Origin of the sequence: Pelagerythrobacter marensis, assembly GCF_001028625.1 — a bacterium.
Taxonomy (GTDB): domain Bacteria; phylum Pseudomonadota; class Alphaproteobacteria; order Sphingomonadales; family Sphingomonadaceae; genus Pelagerythrobacter; species Pelagerythrobacter marensis.
Genome location: NZ_CP011805.1, coordinates 1,056,133 through 1,072,276, shown reverse-complemented (window position 1 = coordinate 1,072,276; position 16,144 = coordinate 1,056,133). Strand labels below are relative to the sequence as shown.

Annotated in this window: 14 protein-coding genes; 8 read left to right on the top strand and 6 right to left on the bottom strand. The window is 64.4% G+C overall.

Annotated elements, in window-relative coordinates:
- Positions 1 to 47: 47 nt before the first annotated feature.
- Complete coding sequence (gene hemA / locus AM2010_RS05175; RefSeq protein WP_047807711.1) at positions 48 to 1,268, bottom strand: 5-aminolevulinate synthase; 1,221 nt, start codon at positions 1,266 to 1,268, stop codon at positions 48 to 50.
- Between the two features lie 100 nt (positions 1,269 to 1,368).
- A complete protein-coding gene (gene murI, locus AM2010_RS05170; RefSeq protein ID WP_236699409.1) occupies positions 1,369 to 2,169 on the bottom strand; it encodes a glutamate racemase in 801 nt (266 codons plus the stop codon).
- Positions 2,170 to 2,315: 146 nt separating this feature from the next.
- Between murI and plsY the strand changes: the two genes are divergently transcribed.
- The 4 genes from plsY to topA all read left to right on the top strand — a co-directional run bounded on the left by plsY (position 2,316) and on the right by topA (position 7,437).
- Positions 2,316 to 2,939, top strand: a complete 624-nt coding sequence (gene plsY, locus AM2010_RS05165; RefSeq protein ID WP_047806171.1) for a glycerol-3-phosphate 1-O-acyltransferase PlsY — start codon at positions 2,316 to 2,318, stop codon at positions 2,937 to 2,939.
- Positions 2,936 to 4,030, top strand: a complete 1,095-nt coding sequence (dprA, locus tag AM2010_RS05160) for a DNA-processing protein DprA (protein WP_047806170.1) — start codon at positions 2,936 to 2,938, stop codon at positions 4,028 to 4,030. The genes plsY and dprA overlap by 4 nt, the downstream gene beginning before the upstream one ends.
- Positions 4,031 to 4,048: 18 nt before the next feature.
- On the top strand, positions 4,049 to 4,756 hold the full coding sequence (locus AM2010_RS05155) for a hypothetical protein (protein WP_047806169.1): 708 nt from the start codon (positions 4,049 to 4,051) through the stop codon (positions 4,754 to 4,756).
- A 104-nt stretch (positions 4,757 to 4,860) separates the two neighbouring features.
- Positions 4,861 to 7,437 (top strand): type I DNA topoisomerase, encoded by a 2,577-nt coding sequence (topA, locus tag AM2010_RS05150; RefSeq protein WP_047806168.1) that lies wholly within the window; start codon positions 4,861 to 4,863, stop codon positions 7,435 to 7,437.
- A 55-nt stretch (positions 7,438 to 7,492) separates the two neighbouring features.
- On the opposite strand, the gene AM2010_RS05145 is transcribed toward topA, so the two are convergent.
- The 4 genes from AM2010_RS05145 to lepB are packed head-to-tail and all read right to left on the bottom strand — an operon-like array spanning position 7,493 to position 10,374.
- Positions 7,493 to 7,915, bottom strand: coding sequence for a hypothetical protein (locus AM2010_RS05145; RefSeq protein WP_047806167.1), 423 nt, complete (start codon positions 7,913 to 7,915; stop codon positions 7,493 to 7,495).
- Positions 7,916 to 7,961: 46 nt separating this feature from the next.
- Positions 7,962 to 8,882: a GTPase Era gene (gene era / locus AM2010_RS05140; protein ID WP_047806166.1), complete on the bottom strand. Its 921-nt coding sequence runs from the start codon at positions 8,880 to 8,882 to the stop codon at positions 7,962 to 7,964.
- Positions 8,879 to 9,550 carry a ribonuclease III gene (rnc, locus tag AM2010_RS05135; RefSeq protein WP_047806165.1) on the bottom strand — a complete coding sequence of 224 codons (672 nt, stop codon included), beginning with the start codon at positions 9,548 to 9,550 and terminating at the stop codon, positions 8,879 to 8,881. Before rnc ends, era begins: the two co-directional genes overlap by 4 nt.
- A complete protein-coding gene (gene lepB / locus AM2010_RS05130) occupies positions 9,547 to 10,374 on the bottom strand; it encodes a signal peptidase I (RefSeq protein WP_047806164.1) in 828 nt (275 codons plus the stop codon). Before lepB ends, rnc begins: the two co-directional genes overlap by 4 nt.
- A 175-nt stretch (positions 10,375 to 10,549) precedes the next feature.
- Between lepB and pgi the strand changes: the two genes are divergently transcribed.
- The 4 genes from pgi to AM2010_RS05110 all read left to right on the top strand — a co-directional run bounded on the left by pgi (position 10,550) and on the right by AM2010_RS05110 (position 16,067).
- Complete coding sequence (gene pgi / locus AM2010_RS05125) at positions 10,550 to 12,076, top strand: glucose-6-phosphate isomerase (protein ID WP_047806163.1); 1,527 nt, start codon at positions 10,550 to 10,552, stop codon at positions 12,074 to 12,076.
- A gap of 55 nt (positions 12,077 to 12,131) precedes the next feature.
- On the top strand, positions 12,132 to 12,998 hold the full coding sequence (locus AM2010_RS05120; protein WP_053043936.1) for a glycosyl transferase family 1: 867 nt from the start codon (positions 12,132 to 12,134) through the stop codon (positions 12,996 to 12,998).
- Between the two features lie 96 nt (positions 12,999 to 13,094).
- Positions 13,095 to 14,492 carry a PAS domain S-box protein gene (locus tag AM2010_RS05115; protein WP_053043935.1) on the top strand — a complete coding sequence of 466 codons (1,398 nt, stop codon included), beginning with the start codon at positions 13,095 to 13,097 and terminating at the stop codon, positions 14,490 to 14,492.
- A gap of 195 nt (positions 14,493 to 14,687) precedes the next feature.
- Entirely contained in the window at positions 14,688 to 16,067 is a 1,380-nt protein-coding gene (locus AM2010_RS05110; RefSeq protein WP_047806162.1) for a DEAD/DEAH box helicase, read from the top strand.
- The last annotated feature ends 77 nt before the right edge of the window (positions 16,068 to 16,144 follow it).

Below are 16,144 nucleotides of genomic sequence, written 5' to 3'. Positions count from 1 at the left end.
TCCGGCCGGCAGTGGTGCGAGGCACCGCTGGCGGGAGACGCAGGGCCTTACGCGGCCCGAGCCAGCTCCAGCTCCAGACGATCCCAAATCTCGACCAGAGCGCCGGTCAGTTCGTCCATCATCGCTTCGGTATGGGCGGGGCCTGGGGTGAAGCGCAGACGTTCCGTCCCGCGCGGCACGGTCGGGAAATTGATCGGCTGCACGTAGGCGCCGTATTCCGCCAGGAGAATATCGCTGATCTTCTTCGCCCGAACCGGGTCACCCACCATCAGGGGGACGATGTGCGTCTCGCTAGGCATCACGGGAAGCCCGGCGGCGGAGAACTTCGCTTTCAGCATGGCGGCATTGGCCTGCTGCGCCGCGCGTTCCTCGCTCGATCCCTTCAGGTGGCGGACGGCGGCGAGCACGCCGGCAACCAGAACCGGGCTGAGCGATGTCGTGAAGATGAAACCGGGGGCATAAGACCGGATGCAGTCGATGACTTTGGTATCGGCCGCAATATAGCCGCCCATCACGCCGAATGCCTTGCCCAGCGTGCCTTCGATGATGTCGATCCGGTGCGCGGCTTCGTCACGTTCCGAAATACCGCCGCCGCGTTTGCCATACATGCCGACAGCGTGAACTTCGTCGATGTAGGTCAGGGCGTTGTACTTTTCGGCAAGGTCGCAAATCGCATGGATCGGGGCGACGTCGCCGTCCATCGAATAGACGCTTTCGAACGCGATAACCTTCGGCGTTTCGGAATCTTCTGCCGCCAGCAATTCTTCGAGGTGATCGAGATCGTTGTGGCGAAATACCCGCTTCTCGCAGCCGGAATTGCGGATCCCGGCAATCATGCTGGCATGGTTCAACTCGTCGGAGAAAATCACGCAGCCCGGCAGCAGCTTCGCAAGCGTGGAAAGCGTCGCGTCGTTGGAGACATAGCCGCTGGTGAACAGCAGCGCGCCTTCCTTGCCATGAAGGTCGGCCAGCTCGCGTTCCAGCTGGATATGAAAGTGCGTATTGCCGCCGATGTTGCGGGTGCCGCCACTGCCTGCGCCGACATCGTGCAGCGCCGTTTCCATCGCTTCGATCACCTTGGGATGCTGTCCCATTGCGAGATAATCGTTCGAACACCACACCGTGATCGGTTTCGGGCCATTGTGCCCGGCGAAACAGCGCGCGTTGGGGTACGCGCCCTTGTTGCGCAGAATGTCGATGAAGACGCGGTAGCGGCCTTCGGAATGCAGGCGGTCGATCGCCTGGTCGAAGATCTGGTCGTAGTTCATTGTTCGCTCGGTCATCATCGCTGCGACAGCGGCCAGTTCCGGGGGCGTTTAGGCCGCAATAGCGGGCATTTCCACCGTGATCTTTGCGAGTGATTCGCAGCTAGAGACGCTCCAGTCGTTCGATGCCGAGATCGCGAAACGCCGGCGCCAGTTGCTTCAGCGATTCGAGCGATCCGGTAGTTACGGCACGATCGGGCTGCTCGCGCACCAGCGGCTGATCCTCCACGAGATGGGCGATCCGCCGGGCAATGCCCTCTGCGCCGTCGATCAGGACGGTATCCGGCCCAAACGCAGCCTGCAGTTCATCGCGCAGCAGGGGGAAATGGGTGCAGGCTAGAACGACGGTGTCGATCTCTGCTCCCCTAGCCTGCTCGCGCAATCCGTTAGTCGCCGAAGAGATCGCGGCATCATCGATCCGGGCGCCGCGCAGCTTGGTTTCCGCCGCATCGACCAGTTCCGGCGCTGCGTGGCGCAGCAGGATTTTCCCGCCTGCGAATTCCCGTTCCAGATTGTCGACGTAAGCCTGACGGATCGTCGCTTCGGTGCCGAGCAACCCGATGACGCCGGTACGCGTCAGCGCGGCCGCCGGCTTGATCGCAGGGACAGTGCCCACGACCGGTATTTCCAGCACTTCGCGCACCATGCCCAGGGCGATAGTGCTGGCCGTATTGCACGCGATGCAGATCAGGCGCGGCTGCCAGCGTTCCGCCATCCGCCCGAGCAGTCCGCAGACGCGCGCGGCGACCTCTGCCTCGCTTTTGGTGCCATAGGGCAGGCCGGCAAGATCGGCGGCATAGATTACCGGCGCGCCCGGCAGAACGCGGCGCAGTTCGCGCAGAACGCTGAGGCCGCCCACACCGGAATCGAACAGCAGGATGGGAGAGTGTGCAGAAAGGTCCAAAATCGCTCCGTTCGTGCCGAGCCGGCCCGGGTCGTCGCTATGTCTTGGGCGACATAGTTCCGACGCTATTGCTTTAGCCTAGCGCCTATTGGAAGTATGGAGCATCGACAAGCACGCGGCGCAGCGATTGGGGGATTGGCGTGAATATGGGTTCCACACTGGATATCGTGCTTGCCGCGCTGCTCGGCTACGCCTGCGGGTCGATCCCCTTCGGCCTGCTCCTCACGCGGATGGCGGGCCTCGGCGATGTTCGCAAGATCGGCAGCGGCAATATCGGGGCGACCAACGTTTTGAGGGCGGGCAACAAGGGATTGGCTGCGGCGACGTTGGTGCTGGATCTCGTCAAGGGCTTCGTGCCCGTCGCGCTCGCAGCCAGTTTTTTCGTCGCGCCTGCCGAAATGCCCGAGGCTGCGCTGGGGCCGGCCCCCGTCGCGGCGATTTTCGCCGTCCTCGGGCATTGTTTCCCCATCTGGCTCGGCTTTCGCGGCGGGAAAGGGGTGGCCACGAACGCCGGGGTCAGCTTCGGCCTCGCCTGGCCGCTGGGGCTCGCCTATGCGGTTGTCTGGCTCGCGATCCTGGCCGTGACGCGGTTCAGCTCCCTGGCAGGGATGTCCGCGGTCTGTGCGGCGGCCATCGTTGCGGCGGTGCTCGGCTACGTGGCTTTCGTACCTGCTCTGGTGCTGATCGCCGCACTCGTGCTCTGGCTCCATCGCGATAACATCGGGCGGCTGATGGCCGGGTCGGAACCGAAAGTCGGCTCAGGAAAGTGAGCGGGATTTCGCAGGCGGAGGCTTTCGCCCGGATAAGACTGCTCCGCTCGCCCAACATCGGCCCGGTTTCCTACGCGCAGTTGCTGGCGCGCTTCGGCGATGCAGCGACGGCGCTTGCGGCCCTGCCAGACATCGGCAGCCAGCGCGGCCGGCCCTATCGCGCTGCACCCGAGAATGCGATCGCTCGCGAGATCGAGGCGGTTCGCAGCGCAGGTGCGCGGTATCTCTTCCACGATCAGCCAGGGTATCCATCGCTGCTGGCGCGTATCGACGGTGCGCCGCCGATCCTGACCTTCCGCGGCGATCCGGCGATGGCCGAGCGGCCCTGTATCGCGATCGTCGGTGCGCGCAACGCATCGGCCGCTTCGGTCAAGCTGGCGCGCGACTTCTCCGCAGCGCTTGCCGATGGAGGCTTTACGGTTGTTTCGGGGCTTGCGCGCGGAATTGACGGTGCTGCACATCGGGGCGCGCTTCCCGCCACGGTCGGGGTGATCGCCAGCGGCATCGACATCGCATACCCATCGCAACATGCCGAATTGCAGGAGGCGATTGCGACACAGGGCCTACTGCTCGCCGAACAGCCGCCGGGGACGGAGCCGAGGGGCAGCCATTTTCCCAGCCGCAACCGCATCATTGCCGGTCTGGCGCTTGGCACATTGGTGGTCGAGGCAGCGCCGAAGTCGGGTTCGCTGATCACTGCGCGTCTGGCGGGGGAGGCTGGGCGGGAGGTAATGGCCGTGCCCGGTAGCCCAATCGATGCCCGGTCGCGGGGATGCAACCAGTTGATCCGGGACGGCGCTGTCCTGATCCAGTCGCCTGACGACGTGATCGAGCTGCTTCAGGGCTTCGACGGAACCACGCGCGCAGCGGTAGCGGAGGGCGCACCAGCGTTCGCATTCGACCCTCCGGGAATGGAAAGCGCCCGGCCGGCGGACGTCGGCAGCCTGTTATCCACGGCGCCGGTTGCCGTCGATGAACTGATCCGCCAGTCTGGTGAACCGCCCGCTGCGGTGCATCTGGCCTTGCTGGAACTGGAGATCGCCGGGCGGTTGCACCGACACGCGGCCGGACGTGTAAGCCTGGCGGGATAGCGGACGAAGGGGAACGTCGTGAACGAGAAGACAAGCATCGGCGCATTGCTCGCGGAAACACTTTCGCTAGTCAGAGACGGCGGGATATTCCTGGCGGTCTTTGTAGCTGTCGTGGCAGTGCCCACCGCGTTCAGCCAGGCTGGCGGCGTGAGCGGTTTCGACTGGATCCGTGGCGCAGGCATGGGTGGTGGCAGTGGTGCTTCCGCTGGCCTCTTCGTTATAGGATTCATCGCATCTGTGGTGCAATATGTTGCCGGCTATCTCGTACTCGAACGGCTGCTGGAACTCCGGGACAGCCGTTCTGCGACGGGATTTCGGATATGGGCCTATGTCGGCCTCACGATCTTGACGATGCTTGGAATGGTCATCGGCTTTTTTCTGCTGATCGTCCCCGGTCTGATCGTCGCGGTTCGCTGGAGCGCGGCCCCGGGCTATCTGATCGGGCGGGATGCCGGTGTGGTCGAGGCTATGCAAAGGAGCTGGGATTCCACGCAGGGAGCGGGGTGGGCAATCTTTTTCGCAGGACTGGTTCTTGGTTGTGCGGTAGCAGTGCTGGCCGTGGTGGGGACGACAACGGTTGAACTGTTGACCAGCAATCGCTGGCTCTCATCGGGTCTGGCTGGTCTGATTGACGCGATCAGCTCGGCTCTCTTCCTTGCGTTCGGGGTCGCGGTGTTTCTCCACGTTGACGACAGTGCGGAGCGGGTCGAGGGGGTTTTCGCCTGAATTTCGCGCTCCAGCGCAATATTGGCAATTTGATGGATTGACGAATGCCGCCGCATCTCGCCACCCTCGCGCACGTACACACGTAAGGGACTGCCGCCACCTCCATGCAACTTGTCATCGTCGAATCGCCCGCAAAGGCGAAAACCATCGAGAAATATCTCGGCAAGGATTTCAAGGTCCTCGCTTCCTACGGCCACGTCCGCGATCTGCCGCCCAAGGATGGCAGCGTCCGCCCGGATGAAGACTTTGCGATGGACTGGGAACTCTATCGCGACAAGCAGAGCCGCTTCAAGGAAATCGCCGATGCGGCGAAGAAGGCCGACCGGCTCGTGCTCGCGACCGACCCTGATCGGGAAGGGGAGGCGATTTCCTGGCACGTCCGTGAACTGCTCGCCAAGCGCAAGGCCTTGCCCGCCAAGGTCGACCGGGTGACGTTCAACGCCATCACTAAGCCGGCCGTGACCGAGGCGATGGGCCGCCCGCGCGAGCTGGATAACGATCTGATCGATGCCTATCTGGCCCGGCGCGCGCTTGATTATCTTTACGGTTTCACGCTTTCGCCGGTCCTCTGGCGTCGCCTGCCTGGCGCCAAGAGTGCCGGCCGCGTGCAGTCGGTCGCACTGCGCCTGATCGTTGACCGCGAGCGCGAGATCGAGGCTTTCCGTGCGCAGGAATATTGGTCCGTCGTCGCCAGGCTGGAGCAGGATGGGACCGAGTTCGACGCTCGACTGGTCAAGCATGACGGTGCCAAGCTCGACAAGCTGACGCTGGGCGACGAACAGAGCGCCATGGCGGCCAGGGCAGCCGTGGAGCAGGGCCAGTTCACCGTCGAGGAGATCGAAACGCGGCCGCTCAGCCGTAATCCGGCGCCGCCGTTCACCACCTCGACGTTGCAGCAAGAAGCTGCGCGCAAGCTCGGCTTTTCGGCCAGCCATACGATGCGTCTGGCGCAGTCGCTCTACGAAGCTGGTGCGATCACCTACATGCGGACCGACGGCGTCCAGATGGATGGCAGCGCGATCAGCGCGTGCCGCAAGGCGATCGCCGACCGTTACGACGGCCACTATCTCCCGGAAAAGCCGCGCCATTACAGCACCAAAGCGAAGAATGCTCAGGAAGCGCACGAGGCGATTCGCCCGACCGATTTCAGCCGCGACACGGCGGGGTCGGGGGACGAAGGGAAACTGTATGGGCTGATCTTCAAACGCGCGATGGCCAGCCAGATGGCACCTGCGCGACTTGAACGGACCACAGTCACCCTGCGTGACGGCACCGGCCGGAACGAACTGCGTGCGACCGGTCAGGTGGTGAAATTCCCGGGATTTTTCGCCGTTTATCAGGAGGGGTTCGACGATCGTGACAGCGACGACGACGACGGCCTTCTCCCCGTGATGAACAAGGGCGACAGCCCGGTGAAGAAAGGCGTCGATGCCAATCAGCACTTCACCCAGCCTCCGCCGCGCTTTTCCGAAGCTTCGCTCGTCAAGCGGCTTGAGGAGCTGGGAATCGGGCGCCCGTCGACTTACGCGTCCACCATTCAGACCCTGCGCGATCGCGACTATGTCAGGATGGAGAAGAACCGTTTCTTCGCAGAGGAATCGGGCCGTCTCCTGACCGCGTTTCTCGAACGGTTTTTCGAACGGTACGTGGCCTACGAATTCACCGCCGGGATGGAGGACGAGCTGGACGAGGTTTCCGGTGGCCGGGAGCAATGGAAGGTCCTGCTCAGCCAGTTCTGGAAAGATTTCCAGCCCAAGACTGAAGAGGTGATGGAGCGCAAGCCGTCGGAAGTCACCGAAGCGCTCGATGAATTTCTGTCCGACTTCCTCTTCCCGCCCCGCGAGGACGGGAAGGACCCGCGCACGTGCCCGCTGTGCGAGCAGGAGGGGCGCGAGGGCGGCCGGCTGGCGCTGCGCGGGGGGCGCTATGGTGCCTTCGTTGCCTGCGCCAACTATCCCGATTGCAAATATACCCGCCGTTTCGCCCAACCTGGGGCGGATGGAGAGGTCTCGGCAGAAGACGGGGTGATGGGCAAGCACCCTGAGACCGATGAGGATATCCATCGCAAGACAGGCCGTTTCGGGCCTTACGTCCAGATGGGCGAGGGCAAGGAAGCGAAGCGGGCCAGCATCCCCAAGGACCTGCCCGATTTCGATCTCGACTGGGCGGTCAAGCTGCTCGGCCTTCCGCGCATCGTCGGAAAGCACCCCGAAACCGGGAATGAGATCGAAGCCAACATCGGGCGTTACGGTCCTTACCTGCGGCATGATGGCAAATATGCCAAACTGTCTTCGACCCGCGATGTCTTCGACACGGGAATGAACGCAGCGGTGACCCTTCTGGCCGAGGCTGCCCAGAAGGGTGGGCGAGGCCGGGCCAAGGCCGAGCCGATCAAGACGCTCGGCGCCCATCCGACGTCGGGCGGCGAGATCAAGGTCATGCCTGGGCGATACGGGCCCTACGTCACCGACGGCACGACCAACGCGACGATTCCGAAGGACGTGAAACCGGAAGACGTGACCGAGGCCCAGGCGATCGAACTGATCGACGCACGTGCGGCGAAGGGACCGGCCAAGAAGAAGGGACGCAAGAAGGCTCCCGCAAAGAAGGCCCCGGCAAAGAAAGCGGGGGCCAAGAAAGCCCCGGCCAAGAAGGCAGCGAAGAAAACACCGGCGAAATAGAGCGCCGCTTCGTCGGTGCAATCGACTGCCTTGCCGGCGGGCAAGCGCGCTCCCGCTATTCCGCGATCATGACATCCGGGATCGTGACGAGCGCCGAACCGCCGCAGCCGATGATGATTTCGCGATAGCGGGGATAGGCTGCTGGTGCGCGATAGCGGACTTCGGTCGGCGTGATGACCTGAGCCACCATCCCGTCCGGTGCAGTCGCTTCCAGTGCGAAGCGCTGCCCCGGCGGCATGGCGCGGTCGGCCGGGCCTGCCTTGAGCGATACGCTGTAGCCGGGCGTCGGCAGGTCGACTTCGCCGCTGATGTTGAGCGTGGGTTTCGCACCCGGGCCGGGCATCCTGTCGATCCAGGCGTGCCAGTTGCGACTGTCCGACACCGGACAATCGGATGCGGGCGGGGCCGGCGCCGTGTCCACGGGCGCACAGCCCGTCGCCAAAGCGGCACCAATCAGGGCGAGGCTGGCAATACGCATATCGGTCTCTCCGGTCGTTACCTGCTGGATCGACAGGCTATCGGTACTACCGAACCCAATCCAGCCCCATTTCTTCGAACACTTCGCGATTTTCGCTCCAGTTTTCTTCCACTTTGACATGGAGAAACAGGTGGACGCGGATCCCGAGCAGTTCGCACAGTTCCTTGCGCGCTGCCTCCCCGATGGCCTTGATCCGGCTGCCCCCCTTGCCGAGGACGATTGCGCGCTGGTTGTCGCGGGTCACCACGATCTGCTGGTGGATTTCCAGGCTGCCGTCAGGCCGCGAACGGTAAAGTTCCGGGCGCACCGCGCTGTCGTAAGGCAGTTCTTCGTGAAGCTGACGATAGAGCTGCTCTCGCGTGATCTCCGCGGCCAGCAGCCGCTCGCTGGCATCGCTCACCTGATCTTCGGGATACATCCAGTCGGCGCGGGGCATCGATCCCGCCAGAGCGACCTTCAGTTCCGGCACGCCGTCGCCGGTCAGTGCGGAAACGAAGAAGACCTCGGCAAAATCGCCCTTGCCAGTCAATTCCTGCGCCAATGCCAGCAGCGGTTCCTTCTTCGCCACATCGACTTTGTTGAGGACGAGGATCTTGCGTTCGGGCCGCTGGGCCAGGGCCTCCAGCAGCGGCTCCAGCTCGTGCCGCCGCTGCTTGACCGGATCGACAAGCAGCAGGATTGCATCGGCGGCCTCCGCGCCTTCCCACGCGGCGCTGACCATTGCGCGATCCAGCCGGCGACGGGGCGCGAATATCCCCGGCGTATCGACCAGGATCATCTGCGTCGCAGCGCCATCCGCGCTCTCACCCAGCGCAATGCCCATCATGCGTGCGCGCGTCGTTTGCGCCTTGGCACTGGTGATCGCGACCTTCTGCCCCACGAGCTGATTGACCAGGGTCGACTTGCCCGCGTTGGGCGCGCCGATCACCGCCACCAGGCCGCACCGTGTCGTTGCCGTTGAATTCACCCGAAGGTCTCCATAAACTTTTGCGCGGCGGCGGTTTCCGCCTCCTGCTTGCTGCCGGCGGTCGCCTGCGCTTCGCCGACATTGTGCACGACCACCCGAACGGTGAAGCGTGCGGCGTGGTCCGGCCCCGAACGATCGAGCAGCTCGTATTCCGGTGGCCGGCGCTGATTGCCCGCGGCCCATTCCTGCAACGCGCTCTTCGGATGTTTGGAACGCCCGGCGTGCCCTTCCACCTGATTGCGCCAGAGCCGCCGGACGATATCGCGCGTCGCATCGAACCCACCGGCGAGGTAGCTGGCGCCGAGCAAGGCCTCCATCACATCGCCCAGCACGTTTTCGCTGTCCGCTGCGCCATCGTCGCGGGCCTGCTTGCCCAGCCGGATATGTGCCGAAACGTCGAGATCGCGCGCGACTGCGGCACAGGCTCGCTTGCTCACCAGCGCGTTCAGCCGCTGCGCCAGCTTCCCTTCGTCGTCACCCGTCCGCTCATACAGCCAGCCGGCGATGGCGAGGCCAAGGACACGATCGCCGAGGAATTCCAGCCGCTGGTAATGCTGCGATTCCCCGGTGCTGCCGTGCGTAAGCGCCTCCTGCCACAACCCCTCGTCGGTGACGGTAAAGCCGGTCGCTTCCAGCCAGCCGCGCGTTTTGCGGTCCAGCCGGCTCACAGCCCGTCTCCGATCCGATCCCAGCGCGCGGCGGTGAACCAGGTCCAGGGCAACAGCCATTCCGCGCTGCCATCGGTCGACCAGACGAGCATGCTTGCCCGGCCAACCAGGTTTTCCTGCGGCACCAGGCCAACGCCGCCGCCGGGTGTCGGCGGGAAGCGGCTATCCTGCGAATTGTCGCGGTTGTCGCCCAGAACGAACAGCTGCCCGTCGGGCACGATCAGAGGGCCGAAATCGTCCTGCGGCGTGCGCCCGAAATCGAGCACTTCGTAACTGCGGCCCGAAGGCAGCGTTTCGAGGAACCGCGGATAACGGCATTGCTCGCCGTCGGATGTCCGTTCGTGCACACCGCCCCAAGCGCAGCCGGTGTTGGGCGAGACGGGAACCACGAAATCTTCGATCCGGTCCTTTTCCACCAGCTCCCCGTCGATCGACAGCTGGCCGTTGCGCATTTCCACCGTTTCGCCGGGCAGGGCGATGGCGCGCTTGATGTAATCCGCCCCGTCGACGGGATGCTTGAAGATCACGACATCGCCCGGTTCCGGCTCGCCAGCGAAGATCCGGCCCGGGATCAGCGGCAAAGAGAATGGCAGCGAGTGGCTGCTGAAACCGTAAGGCCACTTTGCCGCGATCAGATAGTCCCCGTTCATCAGCCGGGGGAGCATGGATTCGCTGGGTATCGAAAAGGGCGAGAAGATGAAGCTGCGGAAGATCAGCACCGCCAGCGCGAGCTTGATCAGGAACCAGGTGAAGCTGCCCAGGGTTTCGCCCTGCTCTTCGGCAGGGGCTTCGGATTCGGGCGCGGCGGGGGCGGTCTGGGTCATGCGGGCCTGTTACGCTCGTGCCACGACTTGAAAACCGCGAAACCCGCGCTCCGCGCCGCACAGGGGCAGATGGCTGTGACTTTTCGGCAGAGTGCCATCGGAAGCGATCGTCGTGCTTGAAAACATGGCCACAAGCCCTAGTCGGGTGGGGGCGATGTAGGAAAGGGAATTTCGCATGAGCGAAGCGGTTTCGGCGGCATGGGATGCGATCGCGGCGGTGCCGCGGCGAACACTGGACGAACTGTTTCACGCCGACGAAGGGCGCGCCGCGCGCTTTTCGGGCACTTTGGCGCTGCCGGGGGACGAGGGTGGGAACATCCGTTTCGACTGGTCCAAGACGCATCTGGACGATGCGCTCTGCACGCGTTTCGAAGCGCTGGCGGACGCTGCCGGCTTCGCGGCGATGCGCCGCAAGCTGTTCGATGCCGAAATCGTCAATCCGACCGAAGGACGCGCGGCCACGCACCCGGCAATGCGCGGATCGGGCGATCCGGCCAAGGTGGAAGAGGCAGAGGCGCTGCTGCGCCGCATGGATATGCTGGTTGAGGCGATCCACGACGGCGCGCTGGGAGATGTGAGGCACCTGATCCACATCGGTATCGGCGGCAGTGCGCTGGGCCCCGCATTGGCAATCGACGCGCTGACACGCGACGGGGCGCGGGTGGATGTTCACGTCGTTTCGAATATCGACGGGCTCGCGCTGGAACGTGCCTTCGCCGCCTGCGACCCGGCGAAGACGCTGATAGCGGTCGCCAGCAAGACTTTCACGACCATCGAAACGATGACCAATGCCGCCACCGCGCTTGCCTGGCTGGCCGACAATGGCGTTGCCGACCCGTCCGGCCGGGTCGTGGCGCTGACCGCCAGCCCCGAAAAGGCGGTGGAATGGGGCGTCGACGAAACGCGCGTCCTGCCCTTTCCCGAAACGGTCGGCGGGCGCTATTCGCTGTGGTCCAGCATCGGTTTTCCGGTCGCCCTTGCCATCGGGATGGACGAATTTCGCGAGCTGCTGGCGGGCGCGCGGGCGATGGATGCCCATTTCGAAACCGCGGACGGGCGCGACAACCTGCCGCTGCGTGCCGCATTTTCCGACCTGTATTATGCGCGCATCCGCGATTGCCAGACACGCGCGGTTTTTGCCTACGACGAACGGCTGACCCTGCTGCCCGACTATCTGCAGCAGCTGGAAATGGAATCGAATGGCAAGCGGGTGACCGCCGGGCAGGAACCCGTTTCCGGCCCGACTGCACCGATAACCTGGGGCGGGGTGGGGACCGACGCGCAGCACGCTGTGTTCCAACTGCTGCATCAGGGCACCCATCTCGTGCCGGTCGATTTCATTGCCAGCATCGCGCCGGGCGATGCGCTCGATCCTGCGCATCACAGAATTCTGCTGACCAACTGCTTCGCCCAGGGCGCGGCGTTGATGGCGGGCGACAAGGGCGAGGACCCGGCGCGCCATTTCCCCGGCGATCGGCCCAGCGCCACGATCCTGTGCGACGATATCGATCCGGCGACCTTCGGCGCGCTGGTGGCGTTTCACGAACACCGCACGTTTGCCAATGCGGTGCTGATGGGGATCAACCCGTTCGATCAATTCGGTGTTGAACTGGGCAAGCGGATGGCGAAGGAAATCGATGCGGGCGGGGGGGATTTCGATCCCGGTACGCAGGCGTTGCTGGATGCCGCGGGTCTGGGATAGACCTTACAGCCCGCCGTCGGTAGCCGCCATTGCCGATAGCCGGAAGGAAGGGAAAATGCTGCGATCCTTCATCATGTTTGCGGTTGCGCTGCTGATCGGCGTTTCGCCGGCTGCCGCACACGAGGAACCGCGCACGATCCTGTTCATCGGCAACAGTTTCACCCAGGGTGCCGGATCGCCGGTGCTTCGCTATCGCCCCGACACGGTCGATGACCTCAATGATGAAGGGGTAGGCGGCGTGCCCGCGCTGTTCGCCACGTTTGCGGAACAGGCGGGGGCCGAATGGAACGTTTCGCACGAACTTCGCGGGGGCTCGACGCTCGGGTTCCATTTGCGCGAACGGCGCGAGGCGATCGACGCCGCCTGGGACGTGGTGGTCATGCAGCAGTATTCGGTGCTCGACCCTGAAAGGCCGGGCGATGCAACGGCAACGGCACAGGACGCGCCGGCGCTCGCTGCGATGTTCACCCGCGCCAATCCCGCGGTGAAAGTCTATCTCATGGCCACCTGGTCGCGTGCGGATCAGGTCTATCGCGAAGAAGGGCACTGGCATGGCAGGCCGCTCGCTGCGATGGCGCTGGACTTGCGCGCGGCGATGGACACGGTTCATGCCGCTTCGCAGGATATCGACGGGGTCATCCCGGTGGGCGAAGGCTGGAACCGGGCGTTTGCGCGCGGTCTCGCCGATTCCAATCCCTATAACGGGCGCGCATTCGGCAAGATCGATCTGTGGAGCCACGACCAATATCACGCGAGTGCGCACGGCTCCTATCTCGAAGCGCTGATCGTGTTCGGTTACGTCACCGGCATCGATCCGCGCACGCTGGGGCCGGACGAGCGCGCGGCGCGCGATCTGGGTATCTCGACCCCGGTCGCCGCCGCACTACAGCAATTGGCTGCGGAACAGCTGGGCATGATCTGACCGGCCGTTTCAGCGCCGGCAAAAGGCGGTCTGAAACCTGCTTTTTGTCATATCGAAATCCGTTGTTTCCAACCGGCTATATGCTAGTGGTCGCTGGTGCAGGGGCAGCCGGACACCTTTCGCGACGCGCATCTGGCCGCGATCGTAAACCATTCTTCGGACGCGATCGTCTCGAAGGATCTGAACGGTATCGTGATGAGCTGGAATGCCGCGGCGGAGCGGCTTTTCGACATACCCGCGGCGGACATGATCGGCAATTCGATCCGGCGGATCATCCCGGCCGACCGACAGGGGGAAGAAGACGCCATTCTCGCGCGCGTTCGCGGCGGCGAACTGGTGCCCAAGTTCGAGACCATGCGGCTGAGGGCGGACGGCACGCTCATCCCCGTTGCCATCACCGTGTCGCCGATCCGCGATGCGGAAGGGACGATTATCGGCGCATCGAAGATCGCCAACGACTTGCGCGAACAGGCCACCCTGCGCGCCGAGCTGCTGCAAAGCCGCCAACGGTTCGAAGCGCTCGCCAACAACATCCCGCAGCTCGCCTGGATGGCCGACCGCGAGGGGTGGCTGTTCTGGTATAATCAGCGGTGGTACGATTACACCGGGACCACTCTGGACGAAATGCAGGGATGGGGCTGGCGCGCCGTGCATCACCCCGATCATGTCGACCGGGTGGTGGAGCATGTCCAGCGGTCGTGGGATACGGGTGAACCGTGGACCGACACGTTCCCCCTGCGCGGCAAGGATGGCGATTACCGCTGGTTCCTCACGCAGGCGCAGCCGCTGCGCGACGACAATGGCGAAGTGATCCTTTGGTGCGGGACCAACACCGATATCACCGAAGAACGCGAGACGAACGAGCGCATCCGACTGCTGATGAACGAGGTCAATCATCGTTCACGCAATATCATGGCCACGATCCAGGCGATCATCCAGCGCACTGTGGGCGACAGCGATCCCGACCTGGTCGACGCGCTGACCCGGCGAATCTCCGCCCTCTCCGCCAATCAGGACCTGCTGACCAGCGGCAACTGGATCGGCGTCACGGTGGCGGACATCGCGCAGTCGCAGATCCTGCATGTCAGTGACATTTCGGAAGGGCGGGTGGAGTTCGACGGGCCCGACGATGTGAAGCTGAAGCCGGCTGCGGCCGAGGCACTGGGTCTGGCGATCCACGAACTGGCCACCAACGCGGCCAAGTACGGCGCGCTGTCCAATGCGAAAGGCCGGGTCGCGCTGCGCTGGCGCGTGGAGGAACGCGACGGTGCCGCCATGCTCGATCTGGAGTGGCGCGAACGCGACGGCCCGCCGGTCGTTTCGCCAACGCGCTCTGGGTTCGGGACCACGATTATCAAGCGCAATCCGGCAATGGCGATGCGCGCCCAGGTGACGCTGGACTACGCGCCCGATGGCGTCGTGTGGCGCGTTCTGGCCCCGGCCGACGTTCTGGCGACGGCCGCCAGCAAGGAGGCATTGCAAACGGGCGATTGACTTTTGGCAAGTTTACGCCCATTTGCCTGCCCAGCGAAACGCGCGTGCCAGCGTGAAGTGGTGATCCCGAGACATGGGACACCCCGGCCGCGTTTCGGTTTTCTCAAAGACTTCCCTTTTCACGCGGGCGGTTTCAACCCCCGCGCCGCGCGCCATTTCCGGCTGCGCGTCGCATGTATTGCGAGTTTTATTCATATGACATTCGATCAACTCGGGCTGTCGCAGCCCGTTCTTCAGGCGCTCGACCTGAAAGGTTACAACACGCCCACGCCGATCCAGGCGCAGGCCATTCCCCCCGTGCTCGAAGGCCGCGACCTCTTGGGTATCGCGCAGACGGGAACGGGCAAGACGGCGGCTTTCATGCTGCCCAGCATCGACCGGCTGCGCGAGGCGGGGCGGCAGACGCCGTTCAAATCGTGCCGTATGCTCGTGCTCGCCCCCACGCGCGAACTGGCCGGGCAGATCGCCCAGTCGGCGAAGGATTACGGCGCGCTCGCCGGCCTTAAAGTGCAGTCGATCGTCGGCGGCACTTCGGTCAACAAGGATCGCAACAAGCTGCACCGCGGCACCGACATTCTGGTCGCCACGCCGGGCCGCCTGCTCGACCTGATCGATCAGAAGGCCTTTGGCCTGGGTTCGGTCGAGATCCTCGTCCTGGACGAGGCGGACCAGATGCTCGACCTCGGCTTCATCCATGCCCTGCGCAAGATCAGCCAGCTCGTGCCCGAAGACCGCCAGACGCTGTTCTTCAGTGCCACGATGCCCAAGCAGATCAAGGAACTGGTCGGCAAATATTGCCGCCAGCCGGTCCATGTCTCGGTCACGCCCGAAAGCACGACTGCAGAGCGGATCGCGCAGTACCTGTTCATGGTCCAGCAGGACGAGAAGCAGACCCTGCTCGAAATGATCCTGCGCGGGCGCCATCCGGTGCCGGGCAAGATCGAGCGTGTTCTGGTGTTCACCCGTACCAAGCACGGCGCGGATCGCGTGGTGAAGAAACTGGCCCAGGCCGGCGTCCCCGCCAACGCCATTCACGGCAACAAGAGCCAGCCGCAGCGCGAGCGTGCGCTGAGCGAGTTCCGTTCGGCGAAGACGCCGGTTCTCGTCGCCACCGACGTTGCGGCGCGCGGGATCGACATTCCGGGCGTCAGCCACGTGGTCAATTACGAGCTGCCCAACGTGCCCGAACAGTACGTCCACCGCATTGGCCGCACCGCGCGTGCGGGGGCGGACGGGATCGCAATCGCTTTCTGTGCTGAGGACGAGCGAGCTTATCTGAAGGATATTCGCAAGACGACGGATGCGGAATTCGAACGCCTGCCACTGCCGGACAATTTCCGTGCGGTGGTGGAAGGCGTCGGGCCGACCAAGCCGGAACCGCGCCAGCCCCGCCAGAGGGTCGCGGTCAAGCCGCGCGGTGACGGGCGTTCGGGAGAGCAGCGCAAGTCGAGCTCCAAGCATCCCGGTCGCGCGGGCAAGCCCCGCGCTGCCGAAGGGCGCAGTGGGGAAGGCGAAGGCGGTCGGCCCCAGCAACAGCGCCGCCGCAGGCGTCCCGGTCGTAGCGGTCGGGCCTGACACGATGCACCTCTGCTGCCGGCTCTCGACCAAGCGCGAGCCGGCAACTCGCGCCCACGGGCGCCCTCCAGCCTGAA